The sequence below is a fragment of the Isoalcanivorax indicus genome (assembly GCF_003259185.1).
GTDB classification, from domain to species: Bacteria; Pseudomonadota; Gammaproteobacteria; order Pseudomonadales; family Alcanivoracaceae; genus Isoalcanivorax; species Isoalcanivorax indicus.
Map to the genome: position 1 here is coordinate 1 of NZ_QGMP01000001.1, position 12,013 is coordinate 12,013.

The following is a 12,013-nucleotide window of genomic DNA, read 5'->3' on the forward strand; positions in this document are numbered from 1 at the left end:
TACGACGATGACCAATCAGCTCATCATGGATGCCTTCAAGATGGCAGTTACATCCCGAAAAGTAGAGCCTGGGCTGATCCTGCACTCAGACAGAGGCGTCCAGTATCGCTCTGGCGAGTATCAGGCGCTTCTGTTGGGCGAAGGGATGCGGCCCAGCATGAGCCGCAAGGGGAACTGCTGGGATAATGCCGCCATGGAGTCATTCTTCGCGCGCTTCAAGGTCGAAGCGCTGTATGCCGAAGACGTAAAGAGCAAGCAGGAGGCATACTCCTGCGTCTTCGAATATATTGAGCTATTCTATAACAGCCACCGGCGACACAGCACTCTGGGCTATAGAAGTCCGAGGGCCTATGAAGAAGAGTATGCGCGGATGTGCGCCTAAATCAGTGTCCACTTTTGGTGGGGAAGATCATGAGAATAAGAAATGGGCACCGTTAAAACTATGAGCGAGCTGGTGAGAGAGAAGCTCGATCAGGCTGCGGACAGCGGTGCTGACCAATTTATCTCAGCAATAAGGCCAATTTACGGCGCTTCCGACCATGGCCGGCCGGAACATATTAGTAGTGGGCTCCTACTTTTGTGGAAAGACAAACAGTACCTTGTTACAGCTGCTCATGTTATCGACGAAAATTCTGAGTCCACTCTGTATTTGGGGGTGGGATCTTGTTTGCAGGAAATTTCAGCGGGGTTCTTTTGCACTAAAAAGCCGGACAACGACCGTAGTAAAGATTACTACGACTTCGCTTGGACTGAATTGACCAATCTCAGTTTGGAAGGTTATAACGATCTTTCCTTTATCAGCGAGTCAGAAATTTCTCTTGAGGGCAGCTGTCCCGATGAGAATGCGTATCTTGCGCTCGGATATCCAAACTCAAAAAACAAGAAGCATGATAATGTGAAAAAAAGGGTGGCGCCTAAATACATGAAATATACATCTACCCTAAAAAGAGATAAGTCATGGGCAACTGAGCGGTACCTTAGCGGGAATGACCATATTCTCCTGAAATACCACAGCAAGCACGCTCGAGACTCTGATGGTAATAAGGTCAATACATTGTCACCTAGGGGCGCAAGCGGAGGTGCTTTGATCGATATGGGTGCATTGCATCAAGTAGAGGCCTATAAACCCAATCACACCCCGGTAGGGAGACTTGTTGGGATGATCATAGAAAAGTCGGCGAAGCATGACGTGCTGGTAGCAGTCAAAATAGGCTCAATTCTTGAGCAGATTGAAAGATGCTCACACTAACAATAGCGACAACGCGGACCGGTTTCTCCGCTGGCGCTCCAAAACCGGCCGGTTACGCTAAGCGTTAACGAACCAGCAGGAAGAGAGCATATGAAATATTCCGTGATGTATGAATGCCGAGCGAACGGGAAGGAATTTCAGGGGAATATTGAAGTTGAGCGCGACTTTGAGCCGTCGACGACGGACGTCGAGATACTGGACTTGGCTCGCCAAGATTCAGCCAGATTTATTCAATCAGGCGGTGCGGGTATCGAAGTCATCTCCATCAAGGAAATTTCTTAGGTGGTGCAATTCGTTAACAAGGCTAATCACGGCGACGGCTTTTACGTTGCGGCTTCGCCTCCACTACAAAGCCGCGCGTGTCGGCAGCGTTAACTGGGAAGGAGCCCATGAATCAGAATCTTGCGGATGAGCTGGTCACGATGATGACGGAAGACCAGCGGTTGTTGCAGCAACTCTTCAATTCCGGAGAGCTGCCATCTGAGTCTTATCATCCCCGGATGAAAGCCCTGCATGAGCACAATGCCTCCCGCCTGAAAGAGATTATTGGTGCTCACGGCTGGCCCGGCATTTCGTTAGTTGGGGAAGAGGCTGCTAAAGCTGCATGGCTAGTCGTTCAGAATTCTGTTTCAGATCTCGAATTCATGGGTGAGTGTGTCTCCCTACTAGAAAATACAGTTGCGAGAGAGGATGTAGCGGGCTGGCAGTTGGCATTCCTCCAGGATCGGGTGCGTACGTTATCTGGCAAGCCTCAATACTACGGCACCCAGTTTGATGTTGATGAAAACGGTTGGCCAACACCGTTTCCTATCGAGGATTCTGCTACGGTTAATGAACGCCGTGCGCGTCTTGGGCTGAACTCCATCGAGGAGCGCCAGGAACAAATGACTGAGCGGGAGCGGAAGCGCCGTGCCACCATCGAACAAACCAGTTAACAAAACGCGGCACACGGACGCCCTTGTCTCCGCTTCACTGCGTCAAGGTCGCCAGTGCGCTCTGCGTTAAACGCTCAGAACACTGACCATCAACGGGAGAGGCAGCCATGGAATTCGATTACAGAGCAGACGGCGATTCTGGTCTCATGTATATGGGCGACTATGAACCCGGGACAAGTCTGTCACAAACCATCGAACCCGGTGATGAGGTGACGCTCAAGGTTGGTGGAAACAGGGTTAACGTCACAATCGACACGATCAATGGGAATTCGTACGAGGGGACTGTAAGCCGTATAATCGACGATTCCGATGCATTCGGTGACCTTGAGGCTGGTGATGAGGTGGAATTTCTACACTCCAATATCTGGGCTAAGTATCGGGGTTAATGAGCGTCTAACCAGTCGCTGCAGTACGCGGCCGATGGCCGCGCCGGACGCCCTTTTCATTGCGGCTTCGCCTCCATTACAAGGGCGCCGCTAAGCTTTGCGTTAGCCTCTAAGGGAGATTATGGCAATCTCACAAGACTTTCTCGCCTACCATGAGTCAATTGGCGCAGAGCTAAAATCATCAGAAACTAGAATTAGGAATCTCATTGGTAGCTCTCATTGGGCTACAGATGGCGAGCATAAAGAGAGTATTCTCAGAAAGGTTATATCGGATTTTGCGCCAGAAATTTATAGAGTGGGAACTGGTTTTGTTTGTTACCCTGGCGAAGCTAATGGGGATCAAAGTAACTCTGGACAAATAGATATTTTAATTACGTCAAAAGCCAGCCCGACGCTTTTTAAGAGTGGCGAGCTTCACTTTGTTACTCCGGATTGCGCCAGTGCCATTGTTGAAGTTAAGTCACGAGTTGCAAACGGAGAATCCCTTAGATGTATATTGCAAAAGCTTAGCAACGACATAAAGTCCATTCGTACGCATTCAGGTAATCCTAATAACGCATGGGCTGGTCTCTTCATATATAACAGCGGTAGCTTGAGAGACAGTCAAGTCTTAGAAATGCTGCAGGAGATTACTAATAATGACCCATTAGGTGTTATCAACTGTGTGTCGATAGGTGAGAGTGTATTTATACGGTATTGGGAAAATGGGCATGCCAGCAGCAATCTTGGCGAGGATCCAGTTTGGCATTCATATAATTTAAATAACTTATCACATGCGTATTTTGTAAGTAACCTAGTGTCTCATCTCTCTCCAAATATTGATGACACTCTATCTCAGGCTTGGTTTCCTGTCGAAGGATCAAAAGAAGTTCATCGCTCACGTTACGCCATGTTAGAGCAAAGAGAATCAGTTGAATTTGACCAAGGCTAACAAGTTTAGGCAATCGGACGCTGTAGTTCCCCCGGTTTAGTGGACACCTTCTCCTAACTGAGGAGGTGTAGAAATGCCGAAGTACAATAATCCAAGAAAGACTTGGCGGTATGCGGACGATTTCAAGGTTCGCGCCGTCGAGATGAGCTACCAGGAGGGAATTCAGATCCAGCAGGTTGCCGAGGGACCTGGCATCCACCCCTTCATGCTATCGCGCTGGCGTAAAGAGTATCGGGAAGGCAAGATCAGGTCTGACGGTCGCAAACGTGTAGCAGTGATGAAGAATCCCAAAGCACCCAGGACCGCCGAGCTGAACGAAACGGCCCGGCTGAAACGCAAGAATGAGCGCCTCAAAAAGGAGAACGATCTCCTAAAAAAGTGGCAACGGTATCTGGCGGAACAACATCAGAGCGATTTGGATTCATCCAAGTCCACGGACGAGAACTAGGCGTCAGATACCTGTGTGAATGGCTTGGGGTTTCCCGGAGCGGCTACTACGCATGGCTGAAGCGTATCCGTTTTACTGGTGGAGGATCAATAACTACTCGCTGCGCTCCCAATTTTCCGGTGAGCAAGGCGTTGGGCAGAAATGATGATGGAATATTTAGCTAAAATCTGGAATAACTTCAAATCCTTTTGGTGTAAAGTGGATTCGCATGTGATCCAAGAGTATCGCACCGTTTTCAAGGGAGGAGTATTTTTGCTCGGTGTGACTATTGCGAGTTTGTCTCAGATTTACCCTAAGCTCATAGAAATGGACTATAAAGCCAGGCTCGTCCAGTTTCAGGTTGAGGCCCAAGAAAAGAAAAAGCTGAGTGAGATTGGCGACTGTCACACACTATCTGAAAACATAGATAAGTGTCTTTACGCAAAATATCAGCTAAACAGCAATGTGACGTCGTTTCGCTTGGCTGCTTGGGTTACAGTATTCTGTTTTTATACAGGGGTTCTTCTTCTGCTTGCAGCTATGTACGGTTTCGTAGAACAGGCAAAAAAAACCGATGGCCCACCGGAGAATACAAGTGAATAGCCAGGCGCAGCATTCCATGCCCTTCGGGCACGGGCCACTCATAAGATCGTGCCTCTGTGCGCAACGTTGCACGTCATGATTAAACGGGCCGCCGCCACAATATTACTGGCATTTTCAGGGCTTTGTTTAGGGGAATCTGTGCATGATGGCAAAGAGGAATCTCAAGAATTGATGAATGCAGTTTTGCCGCTTGCAGAAAAGCTATTAACCGAACATGGCGAGTTCTTTCCTTATGGCGGTGCAATGACCCCCGATGGCGAAATCGTAAGTGTCGCAGTCTATGATGGCAACGAGAACCCTCCGTCTTCAGAAGTTATAGACTCGCTTCACAAGGCATTTCATACAGCCGCTCAGAATAATGAATACAAAGCCACAGCTCTTGTTTACGATGTTAGGGTTCGGTTATCCAATGGCGAACCATCAGATGCACTAGCAATCGAGCTGGATCATGAGTCGGGTTACTCGGTCATTGTTTTGATTCCTTATATTTTAAGTAATGGCCAGCTTCAATATGGTGAAATCTCAGCGCAAGCCGGGGAAGGTAATGTCTTTCAGTAGCGAGAAACTTGGAACAAGTCAAAGCACGAGGAGGTGGCAAATCCATCACCTTCATAACGCCGATGTTTGAGGCGTTAGAAGTTCGAGTTGTCCACAGATAGTGGGCACCCTTTACAGTTAGAAAATGAGCAAAATGTGAGCTTCCCAATCTACCAGATCGATGCGTTCACTAACCGGGTCTTCGGCGGCAATCCGGCTGCGGTTGTCATACTGGATGAATGGCTCGAAGACGAGACCCTTCAGGCCATCGCGGCAGAGAACAATCTCGCTGAAACGGCATTCGTCATCCCGGGTGCAAAGTGCTCCGAGCTACGATGGTTCACTCCGGTGGTGGAAGTGGAGCTCTGTGGTCATGCCACGTTGGCTGCTGCATACGTGCTGTTCCAGGAGTATTTCCGGGCGGAAAGCCATCTTCGGTTTGAAACTAAAAGTGGTTGCCTTGCGGTGAGCCGAAAGGAGAATTTCCTCTTTCTCGATTTTCCTTCACGCCCCGGAAAGGCGGTATCCGTCGATGACAGCCTCATTGAGGTGCTGGGAACAGCACCAGAATCCGCATTCCTGGCCCGGGACCTCATGGTGGTGCTTGAAAGTGAGGCGCAGGTGAGGTCGTTCTCGCCCAACTACCATGCAATACAGGGCCTTGACGCGTTTGCGCTCATCATCACCGCTCGTGGCGATGAGGTGGATTTTGTCTCCCGCTTCTTTGCGCCTGGTGCCGGAGTGCCGGAAGACCCGGTGACGGGATCAGCCCATTGCACCCTCATTCCCTACTGGGCTGATCGTCTCGGGAAGACTGATTTGGTAGCACGCCAGCTTTCCAGCCGCGGGGGAGAGCTTAGCTGCGAGCTTCACGGAGATCGCGTCTTGATCGGCGGTGAAGTCGTTGAATATATGAGAGGAAAAATCCTTTAAAGCCTGCTTCTATCTTTTGGGGGTCGGCCCCCATTTCCCGCATCTCTGAGTTCAGGTCTCCCATTTCCCGCTGGATTTTTCTGAGAAATAAGCGGCCTGCCCCCAATGATGATGAAGATCACTCGGGTAAAGGCATCCTGGCAATACGAGCGGCCTTCTCATCCTCTACCCCTAATGCCAGCAAGATCATTTCAGCCGCTGCGCTGTCATGATGTTCAAGCTCCATCCCCTCCAGCAGCGTAAAGATCGCGCCTGTCGTGCCCGCGACTACCATCGACATCGCCAACTCCTCACTGGCATAGCGGAAATCCCCTTGTTGCTTCCCTGCCTGCAAGTCAGATCGCATATAAGCTGCCAGCGCTGAACGCAAGCCTTCGGCAAAGCGCACTACCTTGACCAAAGCACTGCCCCATTCATGATCTGCCTGCGCTTTGCGTATGAAGGAGCGGACGCCGACAGCAAGGCGCTCGGCACCACTGCTCAGGCCGACGCTGAGCGTAATGACCTCATGAGAGAAGGCTTCCGCCAGCGCGATACCCACGGCTTCCAGCATCTCTTCCCGGGTGCGGAAGTAGTTGTACACCGTGCCATGTGACACGCCCGCCTCATCCGCCAGACGGTTCAATGACACAGTCTGCCCGCCCCGCTGGGCATATATGCGCAGCGCTGCCTCCACCAGCAGCCGCCGGGTACGCGCCTTTTTCTTGTGCCCGCGCGTCAGCCCTTCTTCGGCCTCCAGATCACTTGCCGTATCCGCCTGCTTCACCATTCGCCAACCCCACTCCTCAGATTTCCAACGGCCAATAGACTGGATTTTTTCCAAAATTGGACTCATTTCAAGCCAACTTTACCATCCTGCCCTGCCGGCAATCACCAACAAATGGTTGACGACATCGCCAATATTGGAATACTTTCCATTTGTGGGGTCGAGCCCCGGAACAGTATCTACCGCGCAATCTGCCGCGCAGGCGAGGAAACGTGCCATGACTTATGCAACTCAACCGGTCCGAATGCTGACGGACGAAGAGATTCAACGCTACCGTGAGGACGGGGTAATCATGGTCAAGCAGGCCATCGCCCCCAACTGGATGGCCATGCTTGAAGCGGGTCTTGAGGAGGCGAGAAACAACAGTTCCCTGCTTGGAAAGTTCATGTCCCGCAAGGTCGAGGGATACCAGATGGATATCTTCCTCTGGAAGCGCATAGACGTGCTGCGCGATCTTATCTATTACGGCCCTTTTGCTCACTGGGCCCAGCAGCTCATGGGTTCCAATGAAGTCCGGTTCTTCTACGACCAGATGTTTGTCAAAGAGCCTGGCACCAACGCGCCTACGCCCTGGCATCAGGATCTGAGCTTCTGGCCGATCCGTGGTGAACAGATCTGCTCTTTCTGGATTCCCTGCGATGCGGTCACGCGTGAAAGCAGCGGCTTGCTTTACGTCAAGGGCTCCCACAAGTGGCCCCAGCGCTTCAAAGCCTATTCTCCCGACTATGTCGCCGCCCTGATTGACGACACCATGGATGAAATTCCTGACATCAGCGGCAACCCGGACCAGTACGACCTGATCGACTGGGAAATGGAGCCGGGCGATATGTTGGTGTTTCACCCGCTGACCCTGCATGGCTCCTTCGGCAATGGCTCCCGTGTGCGCCGTCGCCGCGCTCTGGCCTTGCGCTGGGTCGGGGATGACGTGCGCTACGCGCCGACCGAAAAGCGGATGCCTATTCACTACCGGCACGACTCCGAAATTGGCGGCCCGCTGCGCGGGGCGGCTTTCCCCCGCATCCTGCCTTTTGCAGACCCGGCAGAGCGCGCCGCGCGCCGCAAGGCTGAGCATCCGAAAATTGACAAGCTGTTGAGCTCGGGCATCCACAATGCTGCCGCAGCGGCGCGGCTCAAGCTGAAGCCCTCTGCAACCATTGATCAGCTCAAGAAAAGCTGGAATAAATAAATCCGAGAGGAACGATTCCGAATGAAAAGCTATCCCAATCCTGTCCCTGCAGGGGACATGAAACTTCTGCGTTTGCCCGGTCTGAATCCCGAAGATGTGATTCTGGACAAGAAAGGTCGAATTTATTGCGGCCTGGAAGATGGCAGCATTCTGCGTATGAACGCGGATGGCAGCGATACTCACGTAGTGGCAAATACAAGCGGGCGGCCGCTGGGCTTGGATTGGCTGCCAGATGGCCGCCTCTTGGTCTGTGACTGTCTGCGCGGACTGCTCGCCGTGGATACCGGCAATGGCTCAGTCGAGCTTCTGCTGGATTCGGTGGACGGAAAGAAGATGATGATCTGTAATAATCCCGCTGTCGCGAAAGACGGCACCATCTACTTCACCGATTCCTCTACGCGCTATCTGCTGACAGAGATTCGCCGCGACATAATAGAACATATCGCCACTGGCCGATTACTGCGGCGCAATACCGATGGCTCCGTGGATGTACTGTTGGATCATCTGCAGTTTGCCAATGGTGTGGTGCTGGCCGAGGATGAGTCCTTTGTTTTGGTTGCCGAAACCGGTGCAAACCGGATCAATCGTGTCTGGCTGAAAGGTTCGAAGAAGGGGGCTTCCGAAATCTTTGCGGACAACCTGCCTGGCATGCCAGACAACATGTCATGGGGTTCCGATGGTTTGTTCTGGGTTGCCCTTCCCTCGGCTGTTGATAAACGTCTGCAGCTGCTGCACCGCTTGCCAACCGTCATTCGCAAGCTTATCGCGCGCATTCCGGAGAAGCTGCAGCCGGCGGATCAGCGTAGCGTTCTGTTCATGGCATTTAATGCGGCCGGAGAGTGCGTGCATTTCATCGAAGGCAATCCCCTTCGCTTCCATCTTGTCACCGGCGTACGAGAGAAGCACGGAAAGATCTATGCAGGCAGCATTGAAGAGAACGCCGTGGCGGTTATCGATCTTCCTTCAGCGGTTCCCCGGTGATCTTGGGGTCAGGTCTCCCATTTCCCACTGGAATTTTTCTTTGAGACATAAGAGACCTGACCCCCATGATGGATGCCACTATGGTCTGGATTTGTACTTTATGAAAACCGCAACGGCGACAGGAAGAAGATAAGTCAACAGGAAGATGGGTAACTCCTGCATAAGCGTATAACCGGCTTGTGTCACGCCCACCCAGATATTCCAACTGGTTATCATGAGCCAAATGGTTGCGAAGATCGCTACAGGCTTCCAGCTGCTGCTCGCGTGGTCATTGAACAGTTTGGCAACACCCGTGATGACTGCCCAAAGAATGATGCCCCCAACGATCACTATTAATGTTCTCATACCTTCCTCCATCACTCGGGGTCTGTGTGATCTGGTTGCGGGTATCGCCCCCGGCAACTACTCCCGGGGGCGGTGCCCGTTTTTTATCGGGTGGTGTAGCCACCATTAGCAAACAGGGTCTGACCGGTCATCCACCAGCCCTCTGCTGCCAGGAATTTCACAATGGGAACAATGTCTTCAACCATCGTGAGCCGATTGCCCATGCCATTTGACTTGTGATACGCCACCCGCTCCGGGGTTTCCTGGCCATAGAAAAACGGCGTGTCCATGGGGCCCGGTCCAATATTGTTGACCGAAATGCCCCGATGGGAAAGCTCCTTGGCTGCGGCGCGCGTGAAGTGCTCCACCGGCGCTTTGCCGCCGGCATAGGTTGAGTAGCCGTCGGTGAAGGCGGCCAACAGGGAGGTCACGATGGTGATGAGCTTGCCGTTATCGTTCAGATGCAAGCCCGCTTCCTTGATGAAGAAATACGCGGACTTGGCGTTAATGGCCATCATCTCGCCGAACTCGGCTTCCGTTGTTTCAATGATGGGTTTGCGCAGTACCTTCCCGACAGTGTTGACTGCTACATCGATGCCACCGAAGTGGTCCTTGGCCTGTTGAAAAAGCGCGGATACATTGGCGGCTTTGGTAAGGTCGCCCTGGATCGCAATCGCGTCACGCCCCATGCCTTTGATGACTTCCACCGTGTCGTGTGCGTCTTTCTCGGTCGCATCGCTGTTGTAGTGCACCACGATATCCATCCCGCTAGCGGCAAATTCCCGGCTGATAAGGCCGCCAAGATTCTTGGCACCGCCAGACACAAGCGCCACTTTTCCGTTCAGATCGATCTTTGCCATGATTTCTCTCCTGCGGTGAATGAAGGCGGATCTCGGCCGTCCTTGCGATGCCGATCACCGTAGGGGCAGACTATGGAATTGAGCTGAATGCAGGAAGAGTGCTAATGTGCATCCATTAAATGCATATGGCGCAATAAGCATGGGTAATGTCGAGCACATATTCGTTCGAGTGGTGGAGTCGGGCAGCTTCAAGAAGGCGGCAGAATACCTGAAGCTCGAGCCCTCCTCCGTCAGCCGGCAGATCGCCGCGCTGGAGGATCGCCTCCAGGTCAAGTTGCTGCGTCGTTCCACACAGCGAACCACGCCGACGGAGCTTGGGCAGCGATACTACGAGCGCCTGCGCGTGATTATCGATGACCAGATCGCGCTGGAAGAGGAAATCCGAAGCGGCGTTTCCCGGCTCACCGGGAAGTTGCGTATCACCGCGCCCGTTGATTTCGGCACCAGATTCGTGGTTCCGGTAGCGTGCAAGCTGCAAGAGCTGGCCCCGGAATTGTCGGTGGAATTGTTGCTGGGCAGCCCTTTCGAGAGCTTGCTGGAGAGCGATCTTGATGTCGCTGTGCGAATCGGCGACCTGCCGGATTCCAGCCTGATCGCGAAGCATCTGGGCCACAACAGGCGAGTGCTGGTGGCCAGCCCCGAGTATCTGGATAAGCATGGTACGCCGACATCCCTGGAGCAGCTGGAATCGCACAACTTCATTCTGTACTCATCCAGTCAGGCGAGAAGCGATATCGAGTTTGCTGATGGCAGTCGCTATTCGCATCTGAAGATCAGAAGCAACATGACCGTCAACAGCGTCGCCGCGGTACGCAGGCTGGTGCTTGAGGGCTACGGCATACATCTTGGTCCTTTGTGGGTCTTTGCGGAAGACATCGAAAGCGGCGGACTGGTGCGCTTGCTGCCAGACAGGCCTTTGCGAAGCTTCCCGGTGCACGCCGTTTACCCTGAGCGCTCCTACCTGCCTGTTAAGGTAAAGGAGTTCATCCGGCTGCTATCGGAAGAACTGAGTTTGCAGAATACTTGATGGCTGGATCTCTAGGGTCAGGTCTCCCATTTCTCGCTCAAAGTGTTCTTTGGGAAAGACCCCAATGCCCCTGAAGCGGTTCAGAAACGTGTTGAATTCCATCCAAGTTGATAGCTACTACATAGAAATAAGGGAAGGGACCACCTATGACAATCATGATCAGGAAATTAGTGCACCCGGTACTTTGGCTTGCTTTGCTCTGCGCAACGTCCACCGCGTCCGCCGCTGGCCGGGAGACCGATCGGTTTGAGGCGTTGATACTTGATGTTTTCTTCACACTGAGCGAGCATGCGGAGGTCGATAGCGGCCAGTGTGCCGAGGCCGCTTTCAGTCCCCTGTGTCGGCATGAAATGGGGCGAAGAAACCTTGAGCGCGCGTTCAGTGAAATGGATGCCTGGCGAGTCTCATACGGTGAGGATAGCAGCCTGCCTTTCAGCGGATGGCCTGCGCTGGTCGACGAGTTAAGGCACTTCCCTCGAACTGAAGCCGTGGACGCTGCCAGGCAAGAAATCTACCTGAATGGCTTTGATCGGTTCCCGGTGGCCTCCGTGAGCTGCCAGAATCTGGTTAACCGGTTCATGGCCGCCGAGATTGCTGTTCTGGATGCGGCTGCCGGTCACGACGCCAGCCTGCGCCACAAGCAGTACGAAGAATACATACAGGCAACCTGCCGACCGTTCGTAAGATTGAGAAATCGCCTGATTGACCGTCATGGCGGCAATCGCGTCTATGAAAGCCTCGCTGACGTGCCGCAGAGAAGGGGGGCATGGCGTGCTTATATGAATGTGTACAATGTTTCGCGAAGATAAGATCGGAATTTGACGAGTCGGCATCCGGCAGATGAACCGAAAAATAAGAGACCTGACCC

The 12,013-nt window shown here is 52.7% G+C and carries 16 protein-coding genes and 1 pseudogene; 14 read left to right on the forward strand and 3 right to left on the reverse strand.

Features of this window, described 5'->3' with window-relative positions; genetic code table 11:
• The 10 genes and pseudogenes from DKW65_RS00005 to DKW65_RS00040 all read left to right on the forward strand — a co-directional run.
• Nucleotides 1-382 (forward strand): integrase core domain-containing protein (locus DKW65_RS00005; protein ID WP_162925609.1); only part of this gene is annotated, 382 nt, incomplete at its 5' end.
• Nucleotides 383-424: 42 nt separating this feature from the next.
• Complete coding sequence (locus DKW65_RS00010) at nt 425-1,249, forward strand: hypothetical protein (protein ID WP_111655318.1); 825 nt, start codon at nt 425-427, stop codon at nt 1,247-1,249.
• A 90-nt stretch (nt 1,250-1,339) separates the two neighbouring features.
• Entirely contained in the window at nt 1,340-1,531 is a 192-nt protein-coding gene (locus DKW65_RS00015) for a hypothetical protein (RefSeq protein WP_111655319.1), read from the forward strand.
• A gap of 107 nt (nt 1,532-1,638) precedes the next feature.
• Complete coding sequence (locus DKW65_RS00020) at nt 1,639-2,184, forward strand: DUF6624 domain-containing protein (protein ID WP_111655320.1); 546 nt, start codon at nt 1,639-1,641, stop codon at nt 2,182-2,184.
• Nucleotides 2,185-2,291: 107 nt separating this feature from the next.
• Entirely contained in the window at nt 2,292-2,570 is a 279-nt protein-coding gene (locus tag DKW65_RS00025) for a hypothetical protein (protein ID WP_111655321.1), read from the forward strand.
• A gap of 121 nt (nt 2,571-2,691) precedes the next feature.
• On the forward strand, nt 2,692-3,501 hold the full coding sequence (locus tag DKW65_RS15755) for a DUF6602 domain-containing protein (RefSeq protein ID WP_162925610.1): 810 nt from the start codon (nt 2,692-2,694) through the stop codon (nt 3,499-3,501).
• A 142-nt stretch (nt 3,502-3,643) separates the two neighbouring features.
• A pseudogene (locus DKW65_RS00030) lies at nt 3,644-4,020 on the forward strand (transposase); the annotation flags it as partial.
• 70 nt (nt 4,021-4,090) lie between these two features.
• Nucleotides 4,091-4,531: a hypothetical protein gene (locus DKW65_RS00035; RefSeq protein ID WP_111655323.1), complete on the forward strand. Its 441-nt coding sequence runs from the start codon at nt 4,091-4,093 to the stop codon at nt 4,529-4,531.
• 75 nt (nt 4,532-4,606) lie between these two features.
• Entirely contained in the window at nt 4,607-5,089 is a 483-nt protein-coding gene (locus tag DKW65_RS15760) for a hypothetical protein (RefSeq protein WP_162925611.1), read from the forward strand.
• A gap of 135 nt (nt 5,090-5,224) precedes the next feature.
• Complete coding sequence (locus DKW65_RS00040) at nt 5,225-6,001, forward strand: PhzF family phenazine biosynthesis protein (RefSeq protein WP_111655324.1); 777 nt, start codon at nt 5,225-5,227, stop codon at nt 5,999-6,001.
• A gap of 118 nt (nt 6,002-6,119) precedes the next feature.
• On the opposite strand, the gene DKW65_RS00045 is transcribed toward DKW65_RS00040, so the two are convergent.
• Complete coding sequence (locus DKW65_RS00045) at nt 6,120-6,824, reverse strand: TetR/AcrR family transcriptional regulator (protein WP_245932351.1); 705 nt, start codon at nt 6,822-6,824, stop codon at nt 6,120-6,122.
• Nucleotides 6,825-6,984: 160 nt separating this feature from the next.
• Between DKW65_RS00045 and DKW65_RS00050 the strand changes: the two genes are divergently transcribed.
• On the forward strand, nt 6,985-7,953 hold the full coding sequence (locus DKW65_RS00050) for a phytanoyl-CoA dioxygenase family protein (protein ID WP_111655326.1): 969 nt from the start codon (nt 6,985-6,987) through the stop codon (nt 7,951-7,953).
• A 21-nt stretch (nt 7,954-7,974) separates the two neighbouring features.
• Nucleotides 7,975-8,934: an SMP-30/gluconolactonase/LRE family protein gene (locus DKW65_RS00055; RefSeq protein WP_111655327.1), complete on the forward strand. Its 960-nt coding sequence runs from the start codon at nt 7,975-7,977 to the stop codon at nt 8,932-8,934.
• A gap of 78 nt (nt 8,935-9,012) precedes the next feature.
• On the opposite strand, the gene DKW65_RS00060 is transcribed toward DKW65_RS00055, so the two are convergent.
• Nucleotides 9,013-9,279, reverse strand: coding sequence for a hypothetical protein (locus DKW65_RS00060; RefSeq protein WP_111655328.1), 267 nt, complete (start codon nt 9,277-9,279; stop codon nt 9,013-9,015).
• A gap of 83 nt (nt 9,280-9,362) precedes the next feature.
• Complete coding sequence (locus DKW65_RS00065; protein WP_111655329.1) at nt 9,363-10,118, reverse strand: SDR family oxidoreductase; 756 nt, start codon at nt 10,116-10,118, stop codon at nt 9,363-9,365.
• A 139-nt stretch (nt 10,119-10,257) separates the two neighbouring features.
• Between DKW65_RS00065 and DKW65_RS00070 the strand changes: the two genes are divergently transcribed.
• Together DKW65_RS00070 and DKW65_RS00075 are read left to right on the forward strand one after the other, a co-directional pair.
• On the forward strand, nt 10,258-11,145 hold the full coding sequence (locus tag DKW65_RS00070; protein ID WP_111655330.1) for a LysR family transcriptional regulator: 888 nt from the start codon (nt 10,258-10,260) through the stop codon (nt 11,143-11,145).
• A 146-nt stretch (nt 11,146-11,291) separates the two neighbouring features.
• Entirely contained in the window at nt 11,292-11,954 is a 663-nt protein-coding gene (locus tag DKW65_RS00075; RefSeq protein WP_111655331.1) for a hypothetical protein, read from the forward strand.
• Nucleotides 11,955-12,013 lie beyond the last annotated feature (59 nt).

Coding starts and splice junctions, on each gene's coding strand:
- DKW65_RS00010 (WP_111655318.1), top strand. CDS start 425: ATGGGCACCGTTAAAACTATGAGCGAGCTGGTGAGAGAGAAGCTCGAT.
- DKW65_RS00015 (WP_111655319.1), top strand. CDS start 1,340: ATGAAATATTCCGTGATGTATGAATGCCGAGCGAACGGGAAGGAATTT.
- DKW65_RS00020 (WP_111655320.1), top strand. CDS start 1,639: ATGAATCAGAATCTTGCGGATGAGCTGGTCACGATGATGACGGAAGAC.
- DKW65_RS00025 (WP_111655321.1), top strand. CDS start 2,292: ATGGAATTCGATTACAGAGCAGACGGCGATTCTGGTCTCATGTATATG.
- DKW65_RS15755 (WP_162925610.1), top strand. CDS start 2,692: ATGGCAATCTCACAAGACTTTCTCGCCTACCATGAGTCAATTGGCGCA.
- DKW65_RS00035 (WP_111655323.1), top strand. CDS start 4,091: ATGATGATGGAATATTTAGCTAAAATCTGGAATAACTTCAAATCCTTT.
- DKW65_RS15760 (WP_162925611.1), top strand. CDS start 4,607: ATGATTAAACGGGCCGCCGCCACAATATTACTGGCATTTTCAGGGCTT.
- DKW65_RS00050 (WP_111655326.1), top strand. CDS start 6,985: ATGACTTATGCAACTCAACCGGTCCGAATGCTGACGGACGAAGAGATT.
- DKW65_RS00055 (WP_111655327.1), top strand. CDS start 7,975: ATGAAAAGCTATCCCAATCCTGTCCCTGCAGGGGACATGAAACTTCTG.
- DKW65_RS00060 (WP_111655328.1), bottom strand. CDS start 9,279: ATGAGAACATTAATAGTGATCGTTGGGGGCATCATTCTTTGGGCAGTC.
- DKW65_RS00065 (WP_111655329.1), bottom strand. CDS start 10,118: ATGGCAAAGATCGATCTGAACGGAAAAGTGGCGCTTGTGTCTGGCGGT.
- DKW65_RS00070 (WP_111655330.1), top strand. CDS start 10,258: ATGGGTAATGTCGAGCACATATTCGTTCGAGTGGTGGAGTCGGGCAGC.
- DKW65_RS00075 (WP_111655331.1), top strand. CDS start 11,292: ATGACAATCATGATCAGGAAATTAGTGCACCCGGTACTTTGGCTTGCT.